The 25,581-nt window shown below is 38.3% G+C and carries 27 protein-coding genes; 4 read left to right on the top strand and 23 right to left on the bottom strand.

What is annotated here, in order from left to right; genetic code table 11:
* Positions 1-279: 279 nt before the first annotated feature.
* The 7 genes from ABHC48_RS07025 to uxaC all read right to left on the bottom strand — a co-directional run bounded on the left by ABHC48_RS07025 (position 280) and on the right by uxaC (position 6,146).
* A complete protein-coding gene (locus tag ABHC48_RS07025) occupies positions 280-759 on the bottom strand; it encodes a metallophosphoesterase (protein WP_148461758.1) in 480 nt (159 codons plus the stop codon).
* On the bottom strand, positions 756-1,346 hold the full coding sequence (locus ABHC48_RS07020) for an XTP/dITP diphosphatase (protein ID WP_118579802.1): 591 nt from the start codon (positions 1,344-1,346) through the stop codon (positions 756-758). Before ABHC48_RS07020 ends, ABHC48_RS07025 begins: the two co-directional genes overlap by 4 nt.
* Positions 1,343-2,524, bottom strand: a complete 1,182-nt coding sequence (locus ABHC48_RS07015) for a class I SAM-dependent RNA methyltransferase (RefSeq protein WP_148461759.1) — start codon at positions 2,522-2,524, stop codon at positions 1,343-1,345. Before ABHC48_RS07015 ends, ABHC48_RS07020 begins: the two co-directional genes overlap by 4 nt.
* 17 nt (positions 2,525-2,541) lie before the next feature.
* Complete coding sequence (gene yfcE / locus ABHC48_RS07010; RefSeq protein WP_118579808.1) at positions 2,542-3,084, bottom strand: phosphodiesterase; 543 nt, start codon at positions 3,082-3,084, stop codon at positions 2,542-2,544.
* 143 nt (positions 3,085-3,227) lie between these two features.
* Entirely contained in the window at positions 3,228-3,545 is a 318-nt protein-coding gene (locus ABHC48_RS07005) for a rhodanese-like domain-containing protein (RefSeq protein ID WP_118579811.1), read from the bottom strand.
* Positions 3,546-3,672: 127 nt separating this feature from the next.
* Positions 3,673-4,680: a LacI family DNA-binding transcriptional regulator gene (locus ABHC48_RS07000; protein WP_118579814.1), complete on the bottom strand. Its 1,008-nt coding sequence runs from the start codon at positions 4,678-4,680 to the stop codon at positions 3,673-3,675.
* A gap of 59 nt (positions 4,681-4,739) precedes the next feature.
* The gene (gene uxaC, locus ABHC48_RS06995) at positions 4,740-6,146 is read right to left on the bottom strand and encodes a glucuronate isomerase (RefSeq protein WP_195699115.1); all 1,407 of its coding nucleotides are present in this window, start codon (positions 6,144-6,146) and stop codon (positions 4,740-4,742) included.
* A gap of 257 nt (positions 6,147-6,403) precedes the next feature.
* Between uxaC and ABHC48_RS06990 the strand changes: the two genes are divergently transcribed.
* Both ABHC48_RS06990 and ABHC48_RS06985 read left to right on the top strand, forming a co-directional pair.
* Complete coding sequence (locus ABHC48_RS06990; RefSeq protein WP_195699114.1) at positions 6,404-7,885, top strand: altronate dehydratase family protein; 1,482 nt, start codon at positions 6,404-6,406, stop codon at positions 7,883-7,885.
* Positions 7,886-7,994: 109 nt separating this feature from the next.
* On the top strand, positions 7,995-9,479 hold the full coding sequence (locus ABHC48_RS06985; RefSeq protein WP_195699113.1) for a tagaturonate reductase: 1,485 nt from the start codon (positions 7,995-7,997) through the stop codon (positions 9,477-9,479).
* A 188-nt stretch (positions 9,480-9,667) separates the two neighbouring features.
* Here the strand turns inward: ABHC48_RS06985 and ABHC48_RS06980 are convergent, their stop codons facing one another.
* Entirely contained in the window at positions 9,668-9,838 is a 171-nt protein-coding gene (locus tag ABHC48_RS06980) for a hypothetical protein (protein ID WP_173716171.1), read from the bottom strand.
* Between the two features lie 524 nt (positions 9,839-10,362).
* On the opposite strand from ABHC48_RS06980, the gene ABHC48_RS06975 reads away from it, so the two are divergent.
* On the top strand, positions 10,363-11,355 hold the full coding sequence (locus ABHC48_RS06975) for a Fic family protein (protein ID WP_195699112.1): 993 nt from the start codon (positions 10,363-10,365) through the stop codon (positions 11,353-11,355).
* Between the two features lie 53 nt (positions 11,356-11,408).
* On the opposite strand, the gene ABHC48_RS06970 is transcribed toward ABHC48_RS06975, so the two are convergent.
* The 10 genes from ABHC48_RS06970 to ABHC48_RS06925 form a co-directional block, all read right to left on the bottom strand.
* Entirely contained in the window at positions 11,409-11,852 is a 444-nt protein-coding gene (locus ABHC48_RS06970; RefSeq protein WP_195477698.1) for a hypothetical protein, read from the bottom strand.
* Complete coding sequence (locus ABHC48_RS06965; protein WP_195477697.1) at positions 11,830-12,312, bottom strand: DUF3990 domain-containing protein; 483 nt, start codon at positions 12,310-12,312, stop codon at positions 11,830-11,832. The genes ABHC48_RS06970 and ABHC48_RS06965 overlap by 23 nt, the downstream gene beginning before the upstream one ends.
* Before the next feature lie 168 nt (positions 12,313-12,480).
* On the bottom strand, positions 12,481-13,005 hold the full coding sequence (locus ABHC48_RS06960; RefSeq protein ID WP_195699111.1) for a site-specific integrase: 525 nt from the start codon (positions 13,003-13,005) through the stop codon (positions 12,481-12,483).
* Positions 12,987-13,157: a hypothetical protein gene (locus ABHC48_RS06955; protein WP_195699110.1), complete on the bottom strand. Its 171-nt coding sequence runs from the start codon at positions 13,155-13,157 to the stop codon at positions 12,987-12,989. The genes ABHC48_RS06960 and ABHC48_RS06955 overlap by 19 nt, the downstream gene beginning before the upstream one ends.
* Positions 13,154-13,495, bottom strand: a complete 342-nt coding sequence (locus tag ABHC48_RS06950; protein ID WP_118579832.1) for a DUF3848 domain-containing protein — start codon at positions 13,493-13,495, stop codon at positions 13,154-13,156. Before ABHC48_RS06950 ends, ABHC48_RS06955 begins: the two co-directional genes overlap by 4 nt.
* A 631-nt stretch (positions 13,496-14,126) precedes the next feature.
* Positions 14,127-14,561, bottom strand: coding sequence for a hemerythrin family protein (locus ABHC48_RS06945; RefSeq protein WP_118579835.1), 435 nt, complete (start codon positions 14,559-14,561; stop codon positions 14,127-14,129).
* Between the two features lie 77 nt (positions 14,562-14,638).
* Positions 14,639-14,803, bottom strand: coding sequence for a rubredoxin (rd, locus tag ABHC48_RS06940; RefSeq protein WP_005608410.1), 165 nt, complete (start codon positions 14,801-14,803; stop codon positions 14,639-14,641).
* Positions 14,804-15,308: 505 nt separating this feature from the next.
* Positions 15,309-15,767 (bottom strand): hypothetical protein, encoded by a 459-nt coding sequence (locus ABHC48_RS06935; protein WP_173771184.1) that lies wholly within the window; start codon positions 15,765-15,767, stop codon positions 15,309-15,311.
* 59 nt (positions 15,768-15,826) lie between these two features.
* Positions 15,827-16,144 (bottom strand): helix-turn-helix transcriptional regulator, encoded by a 318-nt coding sequence (locus ABHC48_RS06930; protein WP_195699109.1) that lies wholly within the window; start codon positions 16,142-16,144, stop codon positions 15,827-15,829.
* A 917-nt stretch (positions 16,145-17,061) separates the two neighbouring features.
* The gene (locus ABHC48_RS06925; protein WP_173771187.1) at positions 17,062-19,668 is read right to left on the bottom strand and encodes a hypothetical protein; all 2,607 of its coding nucleotides are present in this window, start codon (positions 19,666-19,668) and stop codon (positions 17,062-17,064) included.
* 340 nt (positions 19,669-20,008) lie between these two features.
* On the opposite strand from ABHC48_RS06925, the gene ABHC48_RS06920 reads away from it, so the two are divergent.
* Positions 20,009-20,224 (top strand): helix-turn-helix domain-containing protein, encoded by a 216-nt coding sequence (locus tag ABHC48_RS06920; RefSeq protein ID WP_173719184.1) that lies wholly within the window; start codon positions 20,009-20,011, stop codon positions 20,222-20,224.
* Positions 20,225-20,326: 102 nt separating this feature from the next.
* On the opposite strand, the gene ABHC48_RS06915 is transcribed toward ABHC48_RS06920, so the two are convergent.
* From ABHC48_RS06915 to ABHC48_RS06895, 5 genes are all read right to left on the bottom strand, one after another.
* Positions 20,327-20,929 (bottom strand): hypothetical protein, encoded by a 603-nt coding sequence (locus tag ABHC48_RS06915; protein WP_173719183.1) that lies wholly within the window; start codon positions 20,927-20,929, stop codon positions 20,327-20,329.
* Between the two features lie 109 nt (positions 20,930-21,038).
* Positions 21,039-22,145 (bottom strand): hypothetical protein, encoded by a 1,107-nt coding sequence (locus ABHC48_RS06910; RefSeq protein WP_195699108.1) that lies wholly within the window; start codon positions 22,143-22,145, stop codon positions 21,039-21,041.
* Positions 22,146-22,160: 15 nt separating this feature from the next.
* Complete coding sequence (locus ABHC48_RS06905; RefSeq protein WP_195699107.1) at positions 22,161-23,927, bottom strand: hypothetical protein; 1,767 nt, start codon at positions 23,925-23,927, stop codon at positions 22,161-22,163.
* Positions 23,928-23,964: 37 nt separating this feature from the next.
* Positions 23,965-24,672, bottom strand: coding sequence for a hypothetical protein (locus tag ABHC48_RS06900; protein WP_173719180.1), 708 nt, complete (start codon positions 24,670-24,672; stop codon positions 23,965-23,967).
* Between the two features lie 3 nt (positions 24,673-24,675).
* Complete coding sequence (locus tag ABHC48_RS06895) at positions 24,676-25,578, bottom strand: zinc ribbon domain-containing protein (protein ID WP_195699106.1); 903 nt, start codon at positions 25,576-25,578, stop codon at positions 24,676-24,678.
* Positions 25,579-25,581 lie beyond the last annotated feature (3 nt).

The raw sequence follows: 25,581 nt of genomic DNA, 5'->3' as shown, positions 1-25,581 counted from the left end.
ACAACATCATTTCTATGAAGTTGTCGTTCCTTGCGCTCTCAAGAATTTCTTTTCTCTCGCTCAAGGCAAGAGTTATTATATTATATGGTCTCCCATTTGTCAACACCTTTTTTATAAATTTTTATATTTTTTTCGAAAAAAGATGTAATTCCCGAAAACCCGCTAAAAATGCGGGTTTTCAGGCCCTCCACCACCTGCATTTTTCTCTTTTCGACTATTTCAAAAAAATATTTCAAAAAACATTTCATTTCCACAGTCAAACATACAGGTATTTTTCAGTTACAAATACCGAATTTCAATTTCCGGCTCTTCCCCTTTATACAGCTCCATCACCGCATAACTTGGTCTGCGGCCTTCCTGTCTCGGAAAAGAAAGGCTTCCCGGATTGATCACCAGTACACCATTTTTCTTCTCCACCACTGGCTTATGGGTATGTCCAAAGCAAACAATCTCACAGCCTCTGGCTGCCGCCTCTTCCGAAACCCCATAAAGATCCATGGACACACCATAATTGTGCCCATGAGTCACCATGATCTTATGTCCTTCCAGCAAAATCTCATCCTCTCTTGGAAGATCACTGAAAAAATCATTATTTCCTGCCACAATGGTACAGGGACATTCTGCCAGCGCTTCAATAAAAAATTCCCTGCCCTCCACGTCGCCGCAATGAATCAGATAGTCAAAGGGTTGCTCCAAAGCTACTGCCATCTCCAGTGACTCATCTCTCCCATGAGTATCACTGACAACCAGCACCTTCATCGTAATTCTTCCTTTATTGCCTGCAAAGCTTTTCCTCTGTGGCTGATTTTATTTTTTTCTTCCATAGACAGCTCTGCAGATGTACAGCCATATTCCGGCAGGAAAAAGATAGGATCATAGCCAAATCCATTGGCACCCTTTTCCTCATATCCAATACGGCCTTCCATGGTTCCACGCACAGTTTCCACTCTTCCGTCTGGAAAGGCAGCTGCAATAGCGCAGACAAAACGGGCTGTACGCTGCTCATCCGGCACGCCATCCAGTCTCTGGATCAAATTTGCATTCTTAATATGATAGTCTGTATTCTCGCCCATATAACGAGCAGAATAAACTCCCGGCTCTTTATTCAGATAATCAATCTCAAGCCCCGAGTCATCTGCAAGTACAATTTCGCCATCACTGGTAAGCTTGCTGATGGCAGTCGCCTTGATCACTGCGTTTTCCTCAAAGGTTTTGCCATCTTCCACAATATCAGCCTGAATCCCGGCTTCTTTCATAGATACCACTTCTGCATCCAGATCTGCCAGGATTTTACGGATTTCTTTCATTTTATCTGCATTTCCTGTTGCAAAAATTATCTTCTTCATTTATCAGTGCCCTCTTTCTTTTCCTGTGCCGCACGTCTTGGAGGCTTTGGTCCCAGGAACTGGTAAAAATATGTTTTCAGCATTCCGTTATAGATTTTACGGTTCTTATCCGCCTTGCGTCCAATGTCATTCTCAGCTTTGTCATAAGAAGTGATCAGGTACATAGACCACTTATCCAGGCCGCGGTAGCTCTCACCGATCTCGCGGTAAAGCTGCGGCAAAGCTGCTTTTTCTTCCAGACGCTCACCATAAGGTGGATTCGTAATAATAAATCCGTAAGGCTTCGGGTGATGAAGCTCCTTCACAGGACGCTGCTGAAAATGGATCAGGCTTTCTACCCCTGCCATTTTTGCATTTGCCCTGGCTGCCTTCAGTGCCTCAGCATCTATGTCATAGCCCTGAATATCTGTCTCGATTTTCAGATTTACTCTGTCCTGAGCCTCTTCTACAGCCTCATACCAGCATCTTCTCGGCACAACCTGCTTCCAGTCCTCGGCAAGGAAAGAACGGTTCATACCCGGTGCAATATCTGCAGCCATCATAGCTGCCTCGATTGGAAAAGTACCGCTTCCGCAAAAGGGATCCACAAGACTTCTGTCCTTTTTCCACGGAGTTAACATAATCAATGCGCTGGCAAGAGTCTCTGTAATAGGTGCCTTCACGGTCATCTGACGATACCCTCTCTTATGAAGAGAAACACCGGAAGTATCGATTCCAATAGTTGCCACATCCTTCATAAACGCCACGCGGATAGGAAAACTTGCTCCATCCTCCGGGAACCAGGACACGTTATATACGCCCTTCAGACGCTCTACAATGGCTTTTTTCATAATAGACTGGATATCAGACGGGCTGAACAGCTTACTCTTCACTGAATTGGCTTTCGCAATCCAGAATTTGCCATCTGCTGGAATGTAACGTTCCCATGGCAAAGCTTTCGTTGCCTCAAAAAGCTCATCAAATGTCTCAGCTTTCACTTCCGCAATCTTCAGAAGAATACGCTCTGTAGTGCGCAGAAAAACATTGGCATCTGCAATTCCCTGGGCATCTGCCAGGAAAGTAACCTTGCCATCCTCCACCTTGCTGATCTCATATCCCAGATCCAGTATTTCTCTTTTCAAAACCGCTTCCAGGCCAAAATGGCAGGGAGCGATCAGTTCAAATCTTTCTGTACTCATTCACCGTTTTTCCCTTCTTAAAGCACTATGCTTTTTACAATATTTCCTTCAAAATCCATGATGGAAAAAACACCGTTCTCAAGCACCGCATAGGTAGGCGGATTTCCTTCTTTCGGAATGGATACGGAACCCGGATTCAAAAGAATGTATCCCTCCATCTGCTCTGCTTTCAGCACATGGGTATGACCATGGATCAGAATATCTCCCTCGCATAAAGGCGGAAGGTTATTCTGATTATAAACATGTCCATGCGTCGCATAAAGTGTCTTGCCGTCAATTGACAGAATACAGTAATCTGCCATCACCGGAAACTCCAGAACCATCTGATCCACTTCTGCCTCACAGTTACCGCGCACAGCATAAATTTTGTCTTTCATGGCATTCAGCATGGGAATTACCTGCTTAGGTGCATATTCTTTTGGCAGATCATTTCTTGGTCCGTGATAAAGCAGATCGCCCAGCAGAACCAGGCGCTCTGCCCCTTCTTTCTCAAAAGCATCCAGCATTTTCCTGCAATAGTAAGCAGAACCATGGATGTCAGAAGCAAACATATATTTCATAAACTTGGTTTCTCCTCTGTTTTTAGTGTTCGAATTGTCTCTCTCCTTTTCGGTTTACATAACCTCATGAAAAGGACATTTTTCTTCTTTACATTATCATGCCTTGATGGAAATTACAAGAGAGTACTCTTTTGAATTTTTTCTCATATATCGCATATCAGATTTCTCCCTCTGTACTCCTTCATTCCCCCGATCACCGTTTTTGTCTTATATCCATTTCGCGCCAGAATCCTGGCCGCCTGAAGACTTGCCCCGCCCCGGTCGCAATACAGCACCAGTATTTTCCCTTTTGGAAAATCATATGTCTGCATTTCTTCAAACTTCTCATATGGCACATTTACCGCTCCCTTTATATGTCCGGTATGGTACTCTTTCGGATTTCTTAAATCTATAAGAAAGGAATCTTTCCGTCCAACATAATAATCCAGCATTTTTCCGGAAATCGGCTCTACAGGAAACATGGAAAATCCCCTTTTTTATCAGTATATCCGCAAATACAAAAAAGGTGCCAAAATGCACCTTTTTTAAGTATTGCTTTTCGCAACCTCCGCAGGGGACTTACTTGATTCGGTTAAATATGAAACAAGATCAGAAATCCGTTGTACATCTGCGGACTATTTCGCATGGAACACACACATTCTTTTCAATTTGTATTTCTCTCTCAAGAAGGTCTATCATCCGTTCCACTGTCTTTTTGCACATTACCCCCAGCTTACTGTCCACCGATGTAAGCTCAGGATCACTGCTGATTGCAAGAATTGAGTTATTATATCCGACGACCGCCAGTTCCTCAGGAATCGCCAGTCCCTTAATCTTTGCATACTTTACTGCTCCGATTGCAATTCCATCCTCCGTTGCAAGGACGCTGTCGAAATCGAGGGTCCGGTTGTATTCAAGCAGCATATCCCGCGTATATTCAATGTCATTTTTGGTCTTGAATTTCAGATTTCCACGAATGGGATATCCGGCATCCTGCAATGCAGCTTCGTATCCCGCCATTTTCTGCCTGGCACTGTAGGATTCTGAATCATACATAAAAAGAATTTTCTCTTTTCCTCTCCGAATAAAGGCTTTCGTCACTTCATAAGTAGCCTGAAAATCATCCGCATAGGTGCAGTAAATATTATCGCCTGAAACCTTTGCGTTAATCATAAATATGGAAACCTGTTCCGCTGCCTCCCGAATATAATCTGTGTCAGATTCATCTTTACCATTTCCTGCATATGTAGAACCAACCAGTATCAGCGTGTCTATTTTCTTAGACAAAAGGAGTCTGACATAATCCTCCTTTTCTTCCTGTTTAAATCCGCTGCAGCCAAGAATACAGTCATATCCATGAGCATGAAGATTTTGCTCCAGATAAGATACTGCTTTTGCCATATAGATATCGTCAATATTTGGACAGATGATTCCTACTGTTTTCATCGACCCAAGACCAAGGCCTCTGGCAAACGCATTCGGCGTGTATTCATTTTCTTTCATAACCGCAAGAACCTTTTCTTTTGTCTTCGGGCTGACTTTCGGACTGTTATTGACCACTCTGGATACTGTTGCGATGGAAACATTTGCCAGCTTTGCAATATCATATATATTCACTATCGTTCTCCTGTTCGTTCTGGTAATAATAGAAAATAAGCTTTCTGATATCAATCATTTTACAGGTCAAACCCAAAATAGTCTACTGCATTATTGTATGAAATTCCACACACGATTTCCTTTAAAGTCTTATAATCAGCCGGATATTCTCCATTTTCCACCCATCCGCCAATAAGCTCGCAAAGAATTCTGCGGAAATACTCATGTCTGGTATAGGACAAAAAGCTTCTTGAATCAGTAAGCATGCCAACAAAGTTTGCAAGCAGTCCCAGATTTGCAAGTGATGTCATCTGTGCGATCATACCTGTTTTGTGATCGTTGAACCACCATGCACTTCCCTGCTGAATTTTACCTGCTGCCTCTGTTCCCTGGAAGCAGCCAAGGATTGTTCCAATTGCTTCATTGTCATTGGGATTCAGGGAGTACAGGATTGTCTTTGGAAGTTCATTTGATGCGATCAGAGAATTCAGGAAATCTGCTGTCTGAGCACTTGGCGCATAGTTATTGATGCAGTCATATCCGGTATCCGGTCCGAGCTGCTCATACATAAATGCATTGTTGTCTCTCTTGCATCCATAATGGATCTGCATTACCCAGTTCTTTTTATGATATTCTTTTCCAACAAACTGCATAAAAGCTGTCTTGAAGATCATTTCTTCTTCTCTTGAAATGCTTTCGCCATTCAGTCTCTTTTTAAAGATCTCATTTACTTTTTCTTCTGCTGCAGGCGCATACATAACATATTCCAGTGCATGGTCAGATACGCTGCATCCCATCTGTGCAAAGAATTCCATTCTCTTAAGAAGGGCTTCTTTCAGATCTGCGAAATCAGCAATTTCAACGCCACTGACCTGTGAAAGCTTTTTCATGTATTCCGGATATTCCGATTTTTCCAGATTCATTGCCTTGTCCGGACGCCATGCAGGAAGCACTTTCACCTCAAAGCTGTCATCCTCTGCAAGAACTTTATGCCATTTCAGATCATCTACCGGATCATCTGTTGTGCAGATTAATTTTACATTGGACTTGCGGATAATGTTTCTTACAGACATATCATCTTCCTGAAGCTTTTTGTTGCACAGGTTCCACACTTCTTCAGCTGTATCTCCGTTCAGATATCCTGTATATCCGAAATATCTCTGCAATTCCAGATGGCTCCAGTGATAGAGCGGATTTCCAATTGCTTTCCCAAGAGTTTCTGCCCATTTCTGGAATTTTTCACGATCACTGGCACCACCTGTAATGTAGTACTCATCTACTCCATTTGATCTCATCTGACGCCATTTATAATGATCGCCACCAAGCCACACCTGGGTAATATTCTCAAACTTACGGTCCTCTGCAATTTCCTGAGGATTGATATGGCAATGGTAATCTACAATTGGCATTGTCTCTGCATACTCATGAAATAACTTTTTTGAAGTTTCTGTTGAAAGTAAAAAATCTTTGTCCATAAATGCTTTCATAAAATAATTCTCCTCTCCTTTCTATCCGTTTCAACAAAATGTAAGGTCTTACATTTTATTTACAGTATACGACAAATAAGTATCATTTTCAATTCACGAAGTATTTGCAGAACAGACAAATTTTCGCACTACACATTGTGTATTTTTACCATTTTCAGCTTTTTTTCCATTTCCTATTGACGTTCCCGTTTTGTTGATGTAATTTGTATGTAAGCTCTTACATACATTATTTTCACATAAAGGAGGTTGTTGATTTCTTGAAATCTTTTATTAAAATTAATCCTTCAGATAATGTAGCCGTTGCGCTTCAGCCTCTGGCGAAAGGCACTGTGATCAAACTTGATAACTCCACACTCACTCTTACAGAAGAAATCATGCAGGGACACAAGTTTGCATTAAAAAGTCTCAAGCCTGGTGATTCCATTATTAAATATGGTAATCCCATTGGACGTGCAACCGCAGAAATTCCTGCAGGTTCCTGGATTCATACTCACAATTTAAAAACAGGGCTGGGAGATCTTCTTACTTATACATATAACAAAACTATCACAGAGCTTCCACACCGGGAGCCAAAGTTCTTCCAGGGCTATCGCAGAAAAAACGGTGGTGTTGGTGTACGCAATGAAATCTGGATCATTCCTACAGTAGGCTGCGTTAACAATGTGGCATCTGCTATTGAACGAGCCACACAGAAGTACATGACAGACCAGATTGATGGTGTCTGTGCTTTTCCACATCCTTACGGATGTTCCCAGATGGGTGATGATCAGAATAACACACGTCAGATTCTTGCTGATTTAGTGAACCATCCTAATGCAGGCGGTGTTCTGGTTCTTGGACTTGGCTGCGAAAACAGCAACATCGATGAATTAAAGAAATTTATCGGGGACTATGATCCTGAGCGTGTACGTTTTCTCGTTGCCCAGGAATGCGAAAATGAGATCCGTGATGGTATTGAAATTGTCAAAGAACTGATTTCCTATGCCTCCTCATTTAAACGTGAACCAATCAGTGCATCTGAACTGGTGATCGGTATGAAATGCGGCGGCTCTGATGGTTTGTCCGGAATCACGGCAAACCCTACTGTTGGTGCATTTTCTGACAAACTGATTTCTATGGGAGGATCTACAATTCTTACAGAAGTTCCTGAAATGTTCGGTGCTGAGGAATTACTTATGAACCGCTGCGAGACAGAAGATCTGTTCAACCAGACAGTTGCCCTTGTCAACGATTTCAAAAACTATTTTAAAAGTCACAACCAGACCATTTATGAAAATCCTTCTCCTGGAAACAAAAAAGGCGGTATTTCCAGTCTGGAAGATAAATCTCTCGGATGTACGCAAAAATCCGGAAGTGCACCTGTCATGGGAGTTCTTTCTTATGGAGAACCTGTAAAGGAAAAAGGATTAAACCTGCTGAGTGCACCTGGCAATGATCTTGTCGCCTCTACTGCCCTTGCTGCATCCGGTGCACACATTGTACTTTTTACCACCGGACGCGGAACACCATTTGCAAGTCCTGTACCTACAGTAAAAATCTCCACAAATAACCAGCTTGCAAAAAAGAAGCAGAACTGGATTGATTTCAACTGTGGAGTCATGGTAAATGATACTCCTCTTGATGAGCTTTCAGAAAATCTTCTGGATTTTGTCCTTGAGATTGCATCCGGAAAGAAATCAAAATCCGAAGAAGCAGGTTTCCATGATATGGCAATCTTCAAACAGGGCGTTACTTTATAAAACATAAATCGAATTGCGGAAGCAGCGTAGCTGCGTAGCAATCCGGATATCAAATGAGTGTCAAAAGACCTTTTAACACTCATATCATTATATATGAGGAAAAATGAAAATGAAAAAATTATCTTATGCTGTTTTAAAAGAACAGGGCTATGATGGATACCTTCTTGAATCAGCGCCGGAACGTGTACTTCAGTTTGGTGAAGGAAACTTCCTCCGTGCATTTGTAGATTATTTTATAGATGAGTTAAACGAAAAAGCCGGATTCAACTCCAAAGTTGTTCTGTGCCAGCCAATCGCTCCAGATCTCGATGACAGGTTCAACGAACAAGAGGGTCTTTATACCTTATTTCTCCGTGGATTCCAGGATGGCAAAAAAATAAATAAAAAGCGTGTTATCTCCTGTGTAAGCCGTTGTCTCAATCCATATAAGGATTTTGAAGCAGTTCTCGCATGTGCAGATAACCCGGACCTCCGTTTTATCGCATGTAATACAACAGAAGCCGGAATTACTTATGATTCTTCCTGTCAGTTTACTGATGTTCCGGCTGGCAGCTATCCTGGAAAACTTACTCAATTTATGTATCGCCGTTTCCAGAAATTCGGTCAGGAAGCCGGCAAAGGATTTATCATTCTTTCCTGTGAGCTGATCGATGATAATGGAAAAGAGCTTGAAAAATGTGTATTAAAATATGCAAAGCAGTGGAATCTTGGTGAAGACTTTATCAACTGGATCAAAGCTGAAAACATCTTCTGCTCTACACTTGTAGACCGTATTGTAACAGGTTATCCAAGAAATGAAGCTGCTGCAATCTGTGAAGAACTTGGCTATAAAGATAACCTGATCGACACAGGTGAAATCTTCGGCTTCTGGGTAATCGAAGGACCTCAGTCAATCAAAGACGAATTCCCGGTTGACAAAGCGAACCTTCCAATCCTGATCACAGACAATCACAAACCATACAAGCAGAGAAAAGTACGTATCTTAAATGGTGCTCATACCTCCTTTGTACTGGGTGCTTACCTTGCAGGACAGGATATTGTCAGAGACTGCATGAACGACGATGTGATCTGTGGATTTATAAACAAAACTATTTATGATGAGATCATCCCTACTCTGGACCTTCCAAAAGCAGAGCTCAAAGATTTTGCCGCTGCTGTTACAGAACGTTTCAAAAACCCATTTATCGATCACGCTCTTCTTTCCATTTCTCTGAACTCTACATCCAAATGGAAAGCACGTGTTATGCCGTCACTCAAAAAATATGTTGAACGCAAAGGTACACTTCCTGCATGCATCACAGCTTCTTTCGCCTTCTACATTGCATTCTATAACGGATATGCTATGAGCGAAGACGGACTTACAGCCAAAAGAGCAGCTAATGAATACACTGTAAAAGATGACAAAGCAGTTCTCGAATTCTACCTTGCACATAAAGATGATTCCGCAGCGGATCTTGTTCATGCAGTCTGCACCAATACTTCCTTCTGGGGCGAAGATCTGACACAGATTTCCGGATTTGAAGCAGCTGTATGCAATTACTTAACTCAGATCCGCGAAAATGGTGCGTATGAAGTAATGAAAGCACTGGCTTAAATATATTACTGAATCATAAGTTCTTTCCATGATTGAAAGCGACGGTGCAGGACGCGTGCAACGTTAGAGCGTGTCTGAAAAAGGCTCTGGATTTCCTTCCGCATTGCTCATCAAAAACCTCCGGCATACATTAAACCTCCCAACATGGGCGCAGAGTCAACAGACCCTGCGCCCTTTCTTAAAATATTTTAATATCTGGAAGTAGTATCTTCCCCAGACTCGTAAGAATTACGACTCTTGTTTTTGCTGCTGTTTTTTGAGTAAGAATTCTTGCAATCCTGAGAATTCATCTCATTTTCATAAGATCTGTTTGTTGAATTTTTGCTGTTCTTGTTTTCAGACTCATAATTTTTTGCCATTTGAGTATTCCTCCTGTTGAATGCCGCTGTTCGCGTTCTGTTCCGCACCCAGCAGCTGTTTTCAGATTACTTTGTGTATTGTAACCAATTGCAGAAAGAATATTCATCAAAATGATATTGCTTTTTTTTCCAATTTATATTATAATTGGCTTTGTAAAAGAATTTACCCTTCAAAAATTTTTTTACATAACCCCTTATTTAATTATTTATACTCCCCTCGAAATACCCGGTAGCTCCCCTACCGGGTGTTTCTCTTTGGATTTATAAGGGTTTGCGGGGTTTTGGGGTTCACAATTCTCGTAATATTTCTGTAACATTTACCCTCCGTACCCAAAATATACCCAAGATTGCATTTCAAGTACCCAAATCAGTTTCCTCCGACGCAAAAATGAGGGCAGCTTTTAACCACCCTCACTCAAATTCTTCAAAAACAGAAATTGTTTTTTTCTTTCTTCCCATGTATAATTAAGCAAGAAAATACGCAAGTTAATAAGCAAGTTAATCATTATACACGGAGGTATTTTATGGAAGATTACGCACCACCTTTTACCATTACCAACAAAATACTAACATATGTGTCCTCTATTTCAGAAAAAATCGGACGCATTACAGCTACCAGCAGCCTTGAATCCAAGCCGCACCTTAGACGAAACAACCGCATTAAATCCATCCACTCATCTCTGAAAATTGAAGCCAACTCCCTTTCTTTAGGACAGGTCCGGGATGTAATAGGGGGAAAAACAGTTCTTGGAAAACAAACAGAAATACAGGAAGTAAAAAACGCATACGAAGCTTATGAACGCCTGTCAGAAATCGACCCTTACAGTATCAAAGATTTAAAAACATTTCACGGCATAATGACCAGATATCTTGTAAATGAATCTGGGGACTTCAGACATGGGGAAGAAGGCGTTTTTAATGGTGACCAGTATATTTTCATGGCTCCACCCGCACACCTTGTTCCAGAATTAATGAGTGATCTTTTTAACTGGATGAATAAATCCAGAAACACGATCCATCCTTTGATTCTTGCCAGCGTGTTCCACTATGAATTTGTTTTTATCCATCCATTTTCTGATGGAAATGGCAGAATGGCAAGGCTATGGCACACCGCTATTCTCGCAAAATGGAAGCCTATATTTGAATATATTCCTATCGAAAGCCAGATTGAGAAATTCCAGACTGAATATTATGACGCAATCGCCCAATGCCATAGGGCAGGCTCTTCCACTGGCTTTATTGAATTTATGCTGTCACAGATTGATAAAATTCTGGATGACATCCCGGCCCAAATCAATGAAGAAAACCATCTGCTCTCAGATTATGTTCAGAAACTACTTTCTGTAATGGAATATGACATTCCTTATACCAGCAGCGCACTAATGGAAAAACTAGATTTGAAATCAAAAGAAACTTTCCGAAAAAATTATTTACATCCTGCTATTAAGCTTAATCTGATCCGTATGACCCTCCCAGATAAGCCCAGGAGCAGAAGTCAGAAATATATTAAGCTTTGAACCCAATCAGACTTTCTGGCAGAAAAATTCAAGGGGGACTTTGCCCCCCTTTATTACGCCAACATTTCACCACTCAAATACGAACACCGCAGATAATCTGGATTCGTATAATACACGCTGGAATTAAAATCAGAAATCTCATCTGTGATGAACGATGAAAAAACGTCTATGATTCCTTGACTGGCATCTTCCTCCTTCATTGTAGATAAAACCAGTTCCTGATAGAGCATCCCAATAGATGTAACAGATGGAACTTCATATTTGCACTCTTTAACCGTATCAAAATCTCCATTTTTAATCCCATAATCTTCAATTAACTCATCAGCTACCTGTTCAAAGGAAAGACAGTGGTTCACTTCTGCAAGCCGAAGCTGTCTCTGGATATCTTTTTTAGAGAAATATCGGATCACATCCTGTCTGTGGTTCTTGGTCTTACGTGCTATAAATTCAATTAAACTGCACACATAATAGATATCATCTTTCTGTTTCTCGGTCATAAATCGGCTCACTCCTTTCAAATTCCAGGCACCGCAGTGCGTTTATTGTATGAAAACTGATCTGATGTGTAGGATGCTTGAATTTTGCGTATTCCCAAAATACATTTCTTGGAATCTTTCCCGACACAAAGCCATTTACAAAATCCCATATTGTATCATCAGCCATCGGTCCTTCTACTATATCATAGGAATGGCTTTCTCCAGAACGGCATCTGGCAATAAAGTCAAGCCACTCATCATTCATTTTAGGGAAATGCAAAATCTTTAATTCTGGATTTTCCGTGTATTTATAAACATTTACAATTCCATGGGAGGATCTTCGATCAGCCCAGCGGTAAGCCTGTTCATAACTATTGGTGCAATAGAATCCCCATGAAAAATCTTTGGTATATCTGGTTATTCTGATTTCCGGGTAAATAACTTCCATAGCACTTCCATGATACAACAAATTATTCTCCATAATCCTATCTCCTAATGAAAACTAAAAATTGGCACTTAAGTTCCGAGCCAGTTATATAAGTTCTTTATTCAGTGTACCATTTTTTCGCCATATATGCTACACCTCAAATAGAAAAGTACAGTAAGGCGTTTTTTCTAAAATATAAGGAGAAGCCTTTGCTCCCCCTTGCTAAAACATCGCTGCCAACTTGTTAATCTCCTCAGCCTTCTTGTCCGGAAGTACATGAGAATAGATATCCAAAGTCATCGTGATTGACTTATGCCCCAGAATTTCCTGCATGACCTTTGGCGGGATTCCCCTCTCAAAACCGCGTGTTGCAAATGTATGACGAAGCGAATGGGGTGTATGCTCTCCAAACGTGTGTCCGTCCTCCCTGATTTGAACTATGATTTTTTTCATGTCCTGATACAATGCATTCTCAGAAATGCACCTTCCAAAACTGCCTGTAAACACCAGATTTTCAAAACCTGGCTCTGGTCTCCATTTATCACCCAGAAGCATTCTTGTCGCGAGCTGGCGCTTCCTGTGCTCTCGCAGTACGGTCACCAGATTGTCAAGCATTGGAATGTCCCTTTTGCTTGTTTCAGACTTTGGCTCATCAATCATATATTTTACTTTAGCCTTCGCTATGTACTTCAAAGTCCCATTCACATGTATGATTTTATTCTCAAAATCTATATCCGACCACTGCAATGCCCGTAGCTCTCCGCCTCGTCGAAAAAAGAGGCTGCAAAACCTGCAGCCTCCTCCGTTGTTGTAATACTTGTGTTTCCATCTTTCCCTTCGTATAATACGGAGCCTTCCCTTACCAGCTCCGTATGTACACACATGACTCTTTTCTTCATGCCGCCTCCGTTTCTTCCTGCTCCAGGAGCAAGCCAATTTCCTTGATCCCGGTATCCATGCTGTTTTCCAGTTCCAGCTGGAAGGAATCTCCTTTTCCCATCCACCTGGCATAAAAGAACTGGATCACATTTGGCAGGACCAGGAGACAGCGCAGGACCTCTGATTTCATCTCACCGCTCTTTTCCAGCAAAGTCTCTGCAATATTCTCCCGGCAGTTGATCTGATACGCCCTCTGGTAAATCCTCTCTGGGGCTAACTGTAATACTCGCTTCTTATACTGCTTCCGTTCCAGCTTGATCTTGGCATTGAACAGCCTTACAATTTCATCCTCTCCCATGTTTCATCACCTCCTGTTTTCGTTTTTCTCAATCTTTCTTTGTGCCGCCGAGAACATTACCGATTGTATCTGCAACCTTACCCAGCAGTTCAAATAACAGCTCCCATGAAAAATCCATTGGCATAACTCCTTTCTCTGATATATTTGGACATGAAAAAAGCAAAGGAATGTTTCAGCCTTTGCTTTTTCATAATTATAATATGTAATTGAAATTTTGAACTTGTTTTTACACTACTCCAATTCCACAAACTGGAACTTGATTGTTAAAAACTTGCAAAATATTTTTCTAATGAATCTACAAACTCACCAATATGAATTCCATCAATAAATGAGTAATGAGTCTGTACAGATATAGGCACCATTATCCTTACATCTTTTTCCCAATACTTTCCCCAGTCCAATAAAGGTGTGGTATTATTTTTTAGCTGAATTTGTATGAGAAACATGTACATATTTTATTCGCAGCTAGGGGAACATTGAAAAATATCATTCCCAAATGGGCCTGTGAAATAGGGTTCTTGTTTATTTGTAATCTTCTTAGCATTGACACAGTATTCTCTAAGGTTATCCATCATAGAAATATTCACCCTTTTGTCTGAATTCTCTGAGGGAACACCTTCCCTGTTTTATTTTAGTATCGTTTTGGATTTTCTCTCATAAAGATAAATTCTGCTACAGAGCGGTCATATGTTTTAATGTGTCCAAACAGCCAGTCAATCACATTTTTCTGTACAAGTTCACTGAACCGATCAGTTGGTCCTTCATAATCCTGAAGGTATTCATGCAGTTCCTGAATTGTCTTTTTAAACTCTTCATGTTTTTCATGATGGTTTTCACGCTCTGGATAACCGGATTTTTCCTGAAGCTTTTCCTCTTCTTTGAAATGAAAGTCAGTATATTCATCCAGATAATCCAGCATTTTGATTGCTTTTACTTTGCTGTCGCCATTTTGACAGGCAGTTACAAAGTTCTGGATACGGTCGATCAATTCTTTATGCTGGGTATCAATTGTTTCATTTCCTGTTACTAAATTGTCATCAAAGGTAATATTTAAATCGTAAGTCATAATCTGGTCTCCATTTCTTTTTATATGTTCTCTTGGGATTTTTTTGTGTCTGTCAGTTTCACACCTGCATTTTCTGCTTAGTCTTCTACAGGAACAAAAACATCTTTTCCTAATCCACATATCGGGCATACCCAGTCATCTGGAATATCCTCAAATGCAGTTCCTGGAGCGATACCTCCGTCTGGATCGCCTACTGCCGGATCATAAATATAACCACATGGTTCACATTCATATTTTTTCATAGTTATTTTCTCCTTTTCAATGTTGATTCATTTTGTTAATAGATTCCTACTGAATTTTTCAGTATTTTGTTGCTTTTTTATGTATGTCTGTATTATACATGATACTTTCTATTATGTCAATAATAGTAATTGTTATTATTTTTATTTTGTGTATTTTAAATTCAGTAATATCTGACTAAAATGTTACGAAAAAGACTGGTTCTACACTATTTCTGAAAATCTGACAGTGCATTGCTCTTTCTCATGTAGCATCATTCATTATCCTATATGAATTTGCCATATATATTCCTCCAAATTCCGATTGAACAAAAGATTAAAAGTCCATAGGTAGTAGCTACTCGGACGCTCACTTTGTTCAATTAGGTCAAATCGAAAATGGAGTAAACGAAGGGGCAGTTCACTGAAATGTCAAAACTGCTTTTTCGTTTACTCCATCATCGATTCTAACCTAAAGAATTTGTGGTAATATTATACCTTGCAGTCAAAGATATTGCCACTATCGTTTCTATTTCTCCAATTCGAACTCAAACCTTTGTACAACACAGTTGTCCTTTACCTCAGAACAAATCTGATCTGCATTCTCATATAACATTGCCATTGTCTTTTTACACATCTTCGGAGAATCTGAAAGAATCCAGGAAATTCCATAAGATAATTCAATATACCCATAGGTATCATCATCTTTTTTCATGGTCACAATGTTCAATTCCAATAACTTAGCCAGTTCCATCGAAGCTCTCTGCAGTCTGATAAACAAAGCAATCTTCTCGGGATCAGGAACAATCTCTTTCATTTTTTCCTTCTCTTTAAAGCTTCTGATAATTTCTGCTAACTGAAAATCTCTCCGGTCATTTTCCAGCTGTAATTCTCCTTCAGAAAGATTCTCAGATTCTTCTGCTATCTGCTTATCCAGTTCTTCCATTTCCTTAGCTGCAACGTCATAATATTTACATTCTATCAGCATTCATCTTCTCCTTACAGACAAAAATGGAACAGTCAAACAAATACGTCCGAACTGTTCCCTCACTTCTTAAGTCCTCGGAGCATTGCCAATACAACAGCCTGCTCATCAGCACTCAGATCATTCCATATCTCCATCACTTCATTCTGTTTATCCGTCAGATGATTTTCTTTTTCATCCTGGAAAAACTGAGACAGTGTTACATCCAGTGCACTGCATATCTTTTCAAGCGTCTGTAATGATGGTGTACTCTCATTTGCAACAATCCTTCCAAGGGAAGACTGTGCAATTCCTGTCAGCTGTGCCAGTCTGTATTTACTCACATGACGTTTTTTGCATAAATCCTTTATATTCCCAGCAACATACTCTTCTATCTGCAAGTAAATACACCTCCGTTCATCATTACTGGTTTTATTTTACCTTCAATCTCAGCATTTTATTAGAGGTATATTACGCAAGTATTTAGTTGTGTTTTAAAAAGTATTTATACAAAAAAAGAAAATTTACTAAAGCGAAGATATGTTCCGGTTCTTATGTATCGTGTTTTACTGATACCAATTATAATAACAAATTTATTCTACCATGTATGAGTTATTTTGTCTAATATAATAATCTTCCATTGCACAATTTGAAGATGAATCTTTTTCATTTCTTTAGCCATAAAAGTAGCCTAATAATAATGTAATTATCAGTGCCCTCGTTTTATTGACTCGGTTATTGTCACTCTGCTATCGCATCGTGCCAAAACCTCGTGGGAGATTATAATTAGCCTTCTCTTATCAAGTTAAATATAACCAGCTCCACGGATAGAAATCTTTGAGAAATTTCACTGTAAAGTCTTGAGACAAATGCCTAGGCGACCAGGCTCTATCGCTTCGCGCGAGCCTGGTCTTTATGCATTTGCCTCAATCCTTCCCACTGAAATTTTCAAACATTTCTACCCATGTCGCATATTAACATATTATTGCTTTTAGCAAATCAATAGTCACAAATGCCAATGACATTTGTGACCTTCTCAACATCTCTTTCACGGAATATACGCCCTCTCCCAAACACACATGTCCGGGATACTGCCAGACATGTCTCCGTCCAACCGAAGTGTCTGATTCCCGCCTAGCCAGAAATTATAATATTTCTGGCTAACTGCCAGGCAGATGTATCAATCCTGGCAGTGCCCGATTCGTATATTCCTCTCCATATTATCATTTTAAGTATGTTGCCTATAATATTTTAAGGGATGACTGTCAACCCTGTTCGATCAGAGTCCGCCACATATATGTTTCTGAAGAATTTATTCTTAATATTCCATCGTCTCATTCTGGATTATTTCATCTTCGTTTTTCTCTGTATCCTCTTCTGTTTTTACTCTCAGATATGGATTCTCAATAATTTCAGCCTGCTGGCAGGGGTAATTAGAAAAAACATATACGGTACAATTCTCTCTTAAAAGTCTTGCTCTTCCCACAGCCTGTTCCAATTCTGACTCAATGAAGAAGAGCTGCATATTTCTCATTTTCTTATCAGCGTAGCTCATCATAGGGAAACTATATCCACCTCTTTCCACACGGTATCTGTGTAAGCTGCCACTTGTATCGTATCCAAGCATTGCTCCTACCATTTTATACAGAACTGGTGAATTATGTGGTGTACCTATTACAGCTATATCCATTCCACGATATACATTAAATCCCTCCGTCTTACCAAAATGAATTTCTGAGTCTGGTGCCAGCATTTTAAAGGTGATAATCGGAATATCCCCGATATACTTTTCCTTTATCTCTTCCAGAACATCTGTCCCTCCATTTTTATTGAAAAAAGCTCTGCTGAGAGTATGTGCCGTGTACTGGAGCACCTTTCCTTTATATTCAGCCTTGTATACTTCTCTGAAATTAATGGTTTTTCCAGAGAAGTAATCCTCATATAAAGCTCTGTCAGCAGTTGCTGATAATATAGTCATCTTACTACAGTCTCCGAAATCATACTTCTTAATAAACACAATTTCCTTCTTATTTTTGCACATGATAACATGGGTACTATCAAACAACTTTGGAACCGGTCCTGTAAACTCATTTCTTTGCTCATACAGCTTTTCCAAAACTGATTCTGACAGACTGGTGAAATTGACCTGAATGGTTTCTTCATTATCCAGTTCTAAAATTCTCTCAAGCTGCTCTCTATTATCCGCATCTATAAATGGCAGTTCCAATAATTTCTCAATATCTGACAGCGGTAAACTACTTGTAAAATGAAATAATGTCATAAGCAGGTCTTCATCAATGATAATTTCATAGTCCTGCATTTTGTATAATTCTTTCATTAAAAAAAGCGCATGTGTCGTAACAATACACCGCGCTCCGCTGTAGCCTATTTTTCTTTTTTTCAGTATCTCGTTAAATATCTCTAACTGTCTTGGGGATAGTTCATCCATATGTTCCTTTTTATATTCCAGTATGGTCTTTTTTCCTCTCTTGGTGAACCCCTTGGAAAAGTCCTTGTTAAGTTTCTCCTCTAAATCCGGAAGACCTAATTGTGCAATCTTGGTATACATACTTTCTGTTATTTCACACTCAACACCTTTGGCTTCTATTCTTTCAGCCACCTCACGCTGCAGCTTGATTGTAGGCACTGCTATGATAAATTTCTTACCTATCCAGTTTTTTACAATCTCAGCGTACTGTTCCGTTTTTCCTAAAGCCGTCTGTGCTTTTATAATGTGGATATCTGCATTTCTGGCAGCTACCGCTTCCTCAAGCATTTTTTTAAGCACAGATACACATTTATCAATTTTGTAAAAAACCTCTGTATTTTCTAATTTTCTGATTTTCCTGCTTGCTTTGTCATAGAGGGATTTACCTTTACAGTTATTATAATATGGACAGGTTGTTTTTGAATTTTCACAGTACATAGGGCTGCCATTTAATATATTATGTTTTCTATTCTGGTTTAAAGTATGGTTCCATTTACCAGTACGTTTCTGCAAATTATCAAAAAATAATTTTTTTCCACCTTTTATATGTACCAGACTGGTCACAAGAAGGAACTCCTGATCATAATGTATGTCTTCTCCATTAACAAAGTCATTTAACAGAGGACATAGTTTACATAATGATTCCTGGTTATATCCGGTCAGTGTTGGAATATCCTTTCTTATTTTCTGCTCTTTCGCAGAATCTCCCTCACACGCTTTGCCTTCGCTATATGGAAGCATGATTATGCCGTTATCATTAATTTTGTCTTCAATTCCTTCTAAATCAAATTCATTCTCATTGTAAATACATAGTTCTCCGTTCTTAACACATATCCCGCTCTTTTTTCCAAGTCTTTTTAGTTCCTTACTATTATTACGCCCCTTTGTCTCCCTATAATAAATTTCCAGATTCCTTGCAAGCTCCACAATATTAATTTTTGCATACGGCTTCTTCTCTATTATCCCTTTTCCTCCGAGAAAATACCCGCCTAAATTGAGGCATTCTGCACCCACAGGTGAAAAAAATGCCCTTAGCAGAATATTAGCAGCTTTCGCAAGTGCAGGATTCTTTATCCAACGATCCATCAAAAAAACAGCTCCAAATCCCTTTTGGTTTGCACAGCTTCCAAGTGTTTTATATGTAAAAGCATAGGACAAGCTATATTTTTCACATTTTTCTTTAAACTCACGATATTTCAGATCACCATCAAATTCCAATACCAAAAGTGTCTGTCCTACAAAGTTTTCCTCATCTGTTCCACCATCTAATAAAGCCCTGCAAAAAGCCTGTCCATTATTTCCAACGCTCTCTATAATTTCTTTTATGGTTAAGTCTTTAATACTTTGCCTCTTCTTAAAACGATCAGCAATCAGTCCCATATGTAATGAAGCAAGTGTCATATCCTTATATTTGTTAGAATCTATATTTATAAGCATTATTCTTCCTTTCCGATAAATTTCATACTGACATACTTTATTCAGGCTAAACTGGGCACTCTGGAAATATGGCATGGCAGTTTGTAAGCAAATTGGGAATGCTCTATTTAAACCTATGAGATTTCTATAAATATACACTTTTGCTTACAATCTGCTCATATCAGCTCTCAGTAGCTCCAGTTACGGTTCATATAAGTGTTTGAGCTTGAAAAAACTTTATATGGCATTTGAAATTCATCTATAGCATTTTTACAGGACTGTTCTGCTTATATTTATTTCTTACAAAACTAACCTTGCTCACATATAAGTAAAACCAAATATCAGACAGGAGGTAACTATTATGTCAACTACATCTAATTCAGTGCCTGCAGGGAAGGAAAATTCTATTTTGACTGTTTTAAGTGTCTCAGAAGTTGCTGAGTATCTCGGCGTGGGTAAGAACAGAGTTTATGAATTGCTTAATGACGGTAGCCTTAAAGGATTCCGTATGGGGGCTACCTGGAAGATCAGCCGAATGGCTTTGGAGAATTATATTTTGAATGCTTCGGAACTTTAATTCAAACAGATTTTCATTATTAAAACAAAAAAATGATGCTGTCTCACAGCACCATACCTTATCTATATTTTAGAGGGTGATCATCGATCACCCTCAATTTATTTAACTAAAGTTTTTGGTAGCGTTAAACAGTTTGCTCCAATAAGAGCTTGATTTTAATCGCTTCTGCTTATTAAATATTTTGTAATAAGCATCTATTGAAATTTCTTTGCCAGCTTTAAGATATTTTGACTCGTAGCCATTAAGCCAATCGTTTACATCTGTCAATTTCTGCTTTGGATTAGATACCAATTTACCTTTTACGACATTATAAAATTTACTTTCTAATATCTGAATGCCAGAATCATCATTATCATAATTTGTTGTTATAAGAAACTGTTTTTTGTATCTACTTACAGATGCATTTTTAAATACATACCTTCGTATTTTGCTTTTATAGATAGTATATATTATGCACATATCCTCATCCAAATTGGTAACAACATGCTCTGGATATCCATCTTTATTAATATCCATATCATACATATAGCAATCGCTACCAAGCTTATAACTCTTACTATATTTACCATAGTAAATAGCATTAAACAGTTTCTGAGAAGCTTTCTTACGCTGGTTGTAAGTTGTTCCAGCACTTACCGGTACAGCCATAGCAAAACACAAAATAACAGAGATTAATAATACAAACAATCTTTTTTTCCTTGACATAATAGCATCCTCCTTGTATAAAAGTTTTTAGACAAAAAAGTATACACTTCTCTGACCTGATAACATATACCTTTACAACATATGCTTAAAATCCAATAATTAAATACTGTCACTCTTCAGGATATAAATAAAAATAGTCTCCAAATCTTGGAATAAATGTTTCAATGTACTCTTCCTCTCCATTAATATACGGAGCTAAGCTCATACAGAATGTTTCTGACTGAATTTGAGATACATTACTTGGAAATGCAGTACCAAGTTCAACTAATTCCTTGCCTTGCCATATAAATTTGTAAGTATAGTAGCGACCATCCGGATCATACTCCATAGTTATATATGAATCATCTCCAGCTAATCCACCTGTAATTTTATATTTCCCTGAAAAATCAGCTGCCCTTAAATATATATCATATGCCGATGAGTTTTTATGGAAAATCTGATAATCTCCTGTATCGGGATCTGTAAACGTCAGTGTATCAACTGTATCATCAGTTACATCCGAGCAAGTCATTTCAAGAACTTTTGTTCTTCCACTTTGATATATATCATATGTATCATCAGTTTCAAAGTCCATTTCTGCCATAAGTATAATATCATCACTCAAAATAATATCATAAAACCTATTGTATAAATCAATAACAGTTATCGTTGTCCCATCATCCGCAATATATTCTCCCTCTGGATGTATATCTCCCCATAAATGAGTTGGTCCCTCCCAAGCAGAACTAACAGAAAACTTCTCCAGGCAAATTTGTATACTGGAATCTGAATAAATAAACCTACTACTATTTTCATCAAATGCTAAAAAAGCTCCATTATCATCTACCCATTTTTCCCCATCCGAATCAAAATACAATTCTACAGGATGTTCATTTGACGCATATAAATCATCCCCAAGTAAACTCTGCATAGAAACAAAAATGCTATCGCTTTCTCCTGGATATATGCAAATATAAAGCGTATCTCCCAGTCCCGAACCATAATATAGTTCTGACTCTTCACACGATGGTATAGTATAATAAAAACCATATGGGTCTCTAATATCTCCTAATAGTCTCTTCTTTGTTTCATTATACCAATCATCAGAAGTATCACTTTCCGATTCTGCCAGACTAGCAGTATAAGTATCAAACGCCTCTACATTTTTCATCGGAATAAACATCCCAGAAATCAGTAAACATATACCCAATACTGTTTCTATTGCTTTTTTTCTCATAAGCCCCCTCCTTTGTCATTCTTCTAACAACGAATAATCATTTGCATACGCGGTCATTATTTCATTCGGATATGTGATATAATTCTCATCATAATTTATGCTGTCCGATAAAATCAATTCTTCCTCTAGCTCTGAACCATTCTTTGTGATTCGTGTAACCTCTTCTAAGCCTTGATTTCCCCAGACTGCATAAATTCCATTGCCATCCGGAGCTTCGTATAACACAACCGGTCTGGCAAATGATCCAATTCCAAGTCCCAACCCATAGTCATTCACACAATATACATCATTAATCCAATCTGCATTACATGTACCTTCTGAAAGAATCAGCTCTTTTACACCATCATTGTCAAGATCAAACAGAGTATATTTGCAAGACTCTCCATAATGTTTATATGCATCTTCAAGTATATACTGGAATGCTGCACGATAATTCACAGTATTTCCTGATGATTCAAGTACACATGAATATGTTTCCGAACTAATACTTGGAATTTTAATTTGTATATCAGAACCATTCAATATGTAATCCGAATAATCCATTATAAAATCAGCTGACACTATTCTATATCCAAGATTCCCAGTACAAATTGCAGTTGAAGAACTTGTATCAATGCTTGTTCCATTTACAGATATATCATAAGAAAATAATTCGCTTTCTTTATCATATTTCAAATTTATAGTAGCATTAAGATCTTTAATACTATATGTACCAGAATATATATCTTGATTCAATGCTCCATCAAAATAATCTTCTGAACGTTTTAGATAATATTCATTTTCATCTTCACCTAACAACGAATATACGCGAATGGCAGTTGCAATTCTATTTTCATCTAAATCTACTCCATCAATATAATACTCCGTACCATCTATATTAATCGTGAAATCATTATAAATATATTCGCCAAGTGTCTGTTTTTCTCCAATTACGGTGGTTGTCCCATCTTTCGTTTCTAACATGACGCAATAGTATTTCGTATTATATAAGTTGTATATATACACCGTCAAACCATTATTCATCCCAACTTCTGACACAAAGGCTCCTTCAAGCATAGGATCTTGATAGCTATATTGTTGGTGCGAGCGGTCATACAAAGCAGCACTTTCTGATGTAATTTCTTCTAAGCAAACTCTAATTTTGTCGTTCGTAAAAACATACTTACCTAAAGCAGAATCGTATTCCAACAAAATATTGCCTTTGCCTTCCCATCTTTCTTTTTCTGAATTATATTTTACTTGTATCGTATCGTCTAAGCTATCATTTATAGCTGCTGTAATATCAATAATCGCATAATTTTCCTTGTTATCCAAAGATTTTGATATTACAAATATAATGCTGTCGTGATGTTTTTCTCCCCAGTAATCATCCATATCCTCGCATTTAGGTGTTGTATAGTATACACCGTAAGGATTAGAGATTTTCTCCGCTATATTCTCTTCAGATTTTTTCCCAAATCCCTGTATAGCCTTTAATCCTGTTTCTGGTTCATTGTCCTGTGCCTCCTGTATTTCATCTGGCTGTTCATAATCATTGGGTTCTGAATAACTTTCATCATCATTATCATTTGATTCTGCAAAATTTTTCACACTGGTATCTGATTCTGCAAAACTGTTTTCTGTATAATCGTTACTATTCGTATACGATTCATCACTTGAGCTATCCTCATCATAAGCCAAACTATTAGCACTAACAGCTACATATACCATATTTCCACATAACGCAAAACCACACAGACTAAGACAAGTCCACTTTATTCCCCATATAAGAAATCTTTTCATTTATTCCCTCCATTTTTCAACCATTTACATCATTTTTTTATGGCAAACAATTAAGTATTCGCTCCTTAATCTTCTTCCATACACCCCCAATCTTTATATCCTTATCAAATTTTCTATGTACAGTTGAAATATTCCATAGTAATTCCACTCCCTTAGGTATCATCACCCAATCTTTCACTTTATACGCCCAACGTAAGCAAACCAACAAAAAGTCTACATAAAACTCGACACTCGTCCAATCTGGAGCCCCCTCGAAAAGTTCAAGAACTTCTCCTGCATATCTTAAACAAAGAATCCCACATAAAATTTCAACAACCGGATACAGCCAGCTTAATGCATTCTCTAAATCGCTCAAAATTGTTCTACTAATACCAAATGTTCGCATTTCAGTGTTCCCAGCGTATTTTTCTATAAGCCATTCTCGAGCTTTCGTTAGCCCTGCACATATAACAACATAAAATACAAAACTTCCCCAGAATCCATCCAATATCTTCGGAATACCAGTTGCAAGCATTTGCCATGTAAAAATTAGTTCTGCAATACTTAGCCCAATTACAGTAGGAATCAAAAATTGCATTAGAAAATGTTCATATGGTGGTATCTCTAAATTTTCAATATCGCAATGCACATTCCCTGCTTTACTACTATTTTGCGATTTATCCTTATTAATCAATATGCACCCACATTCAGAACAATAGCGTTTATCTTCAGAATAATATTTATTACATTTTTCACAATACTTCATATTTTACTTATCCTTTGCCAAATATTTTTCAATATCTGTGTTATCCAATTTCAATATATCTTGAACAGTTAAATCCATAGACGATATATCAGTTCTGAATTTATCCACATCGTCTAACAAAATTTCACTTAGTCCATATGTATTCAGATAATCTTTCAACTCATCTGATATGTAATATGTATCTCCATCAGACATAAGAGTATATTCATCCTTTCCAACATCATACATTAAAATAGATATATTGCCTTCCGAAGTATCGACGTCAAGATATATATTTATCTGATTTTTATTAAAAATATATGCAAATGTTCCATCATTTCCGAGATTATCCGTATCAAACCAGCCTGAAAGACATTCTTGTATTTCTGGCTCTGTAATTCGTACCGAAACATTTTCATCCGAATATTTAATTTTCCATTTGTCTCCGTTGCAAAAACTATATATTGTGCCATCCCACTGCTCAAAATATTCAGATTGCAATGGTGCATTTTCCTTGAGCTCGGTGATTATATGAATCTTTTCCTGACTGAGCTTATTTTTATTCTGACTTCTGGAAACAGCATAACCAACAACACATAATGCAGCTACAGCAATAACAACATTTCTTATCAAATGAGATTGCTTTTTAGGAACACCTGGATTTTCAATAACTGCCCCCTTTGGGTTTCCACTATTTTTCTGCACAGTCTTTTCTTCTGTGCTTTCTCTCTGATTTACCTGTTTTTCTTCCATATTATCTTGCATGGTACTTCTTTTGGGTATTTCCTGTTCGGGTATTTCGTCAGTTCGTATTTCATGCGAAATCTCTTCCTCAACTTTTTCTTCTGTTCCTACCAACTTGGTTCCACAATATGGACAGAACTTATTACCTTCCTCAATTAACTTACCACAATTTTCACAATACATATT

Origin of the sequence: Ruminococcus sp. 1001136sp1, from assembly GCF_039841815.1 — a bacterium.
Classification (GTDB): Bacteria; Bacillota; Clostridia; order Lachnospirales; family Lachnospiraceae; genus Blautia_A; species Blautia_A faecis.
Note: the sequence above shows the minus strand (reverse complement) of the source record. Positions and strands in the feature narration are given on the sequence as shown.

Excerpts from the sequence above, each read along its gene's own strand:
- ABHC48_RS07025 (WP_148461758.1), bottom strand. The coding sequence starts at position 759 with ATGAAGGTGCTGGTTGTCAGTGATACTCATGGGAGAGATGAGTCACTG.
- ABHC48_RS07020 (WP_118579802.1), bottom strand. The coding sequence starts at position 1,346 with ATGAAGAAGATAATTTTTGCAACAGGAAATGCAGATAAAATGAAAGAA.
- ABHC48_RS07015 (WP_148461759.1), bottom strand. The coding sequence starts at position 2,524 with ATGAGTACAGAAAGATTTGAACTGATCGCTCCCTGCCATTTTGGCCTG.
- yfcE (WP_118579808.1), bottom strand. The coding sequence starts at position 3,084 with ATGAAATATATGTTTGCTTCTGACATCCATGGTTCTGCTTACTATTGC.
- ABHC48_RS07005 (WP_118579811.1), bottom strand. The coding sequence starts at position 3,545 with ATGTTTCCTGTAGAGCCGATTTCCGGAAAAATGCTGGATTATTATGTT.
- uxaC (WP_195699115.1), bottom strand. The coding sequence starts at position 6,146 with ATGAAAGCATTTATGGACAAAGATTTTTTACTTTCAACAGAAACTTCA.
- ABHC48_RS06985 (WP_195699113.1), top strand. The coding sequence starts at position 7,995 with ATGAAAAAATTATCTTATGCTGTTTTAAAAGAACAGGGCTATGATGGA.
- ABHC48_RS06980 (WP_173716171.1), bottom strand. The coding sequence starts at position 9,838 with ATGGCAAAAAATTATGAGTCTGAAAACAAGAACAGCAAAAATTCAACA.
- ABHC48_RS06975 (WP_195699112.1), top strand. The coding sequence starts at position 10,363 with ATGGAAGATTACGCACCACCTTTTACCATTACCAACAAAATACTAACA.
- ABHC48_RS06970 (WP_195477698.1), bottom strand. The coding sequence starts at position 11,852 with ATGACCGAGAAACAGAAAGATGATATCTATTATGTGTGCAGTTTAATT.
- ABHC48_RS06965 (WP_195477697.1), bottom strand. The coding sequence starts at position 12,312 with ATGGAGAATAATTTGTTGTATCATGGAAGTGCTATGGAAGTTATTTAC.
- ABHC48_RS06955 (WP_195699110.1), bottom strand. The coding sequence starts at position 13,157 with ATGAAGAAAAGAGTCATGTGTGTACATACGGAGCTGGTAAGGGAAGGC.
- ABHC48_RS06950 (WP_118579832.1), bottom strand. The coding sequence starts at position 13,495 with ATGGGAGAGGATGAAATTGTAAGGCTGTTCAATGCCAAGATCAAGCTG.
- ABHC48_RS06945 (WP_118579835.1), bottom strand. The coding sequence starts at position 14,561 with ATGACTTACGATTTAAATATTACCTTTGATGACAATTTAGTAACAGGA.
- rd (WP_005608410.1), bottom strand. The coding sequence starts at position 14,803 with ATGAAAAAATATGAATGTGAACCATGTGGTTATATTTATGATCCGGCA.
- ABHC48_RS06935 (WP_173771184.1), bottom strand. The coding sequence starts at position 15,767 with ATGCTGATAGAATGTAAATATTATGACGTTGCAGCTAAGGAAATGGAA.
- ABHC48_RS06925 (WP_173771187.1), bottom strand. The coding sequence starts at position 19,668 with ATGCTTATAAATATAGATTCTAACAAATATAAGGATATGACACTTGCT.
- ABHC48_RS06920 (WP_173719184.1), top strand. The coding sequence starts at position 20,009 with ATGTCAACTACATCTAATTCAGTGCCTGCAGGGAAGGAAAATTCTATT.
- ABHC48_RS06915 (WP_173719183.1), bottom strand. The coding sequence starts at position 20,929 with ATGTCAAGGAAAAAAAGATTGTTTGTATTATTAATCTCTGTTATTTTG.
- ABHC48_RS06910 (WP_195699108.1), bottom strand. The coding sequence starts at position 22,145 with ATGAGAAAAAAAGCAATAGAAACAGTATTGGGTATATGTTTACTGATT.
- ABHC48_RS06905 (WP_195699107.1), bottom strand. The coding sequence starts at position 23,927 with ATGAAAAGATTTCTTATATGGGGAATAAAGTGGACTTGTCTTAGTCTG.
- ABHC48_RS06900 (WP_173719180.1), bottom strand. The coding sequence starts at position 24,672 with ATGAAGTATTGTGAAAAATGTAATAAATATTATTCTGAAGATAAACGC.
- ABHC48_RS06895 (WP_195699106.1), bottom strand. The coding sequence starts at position 25,578 with ATGTATTGTGAAAATTGTGGTAAGTTAATTGAGGAAGGTAATAAGTTC.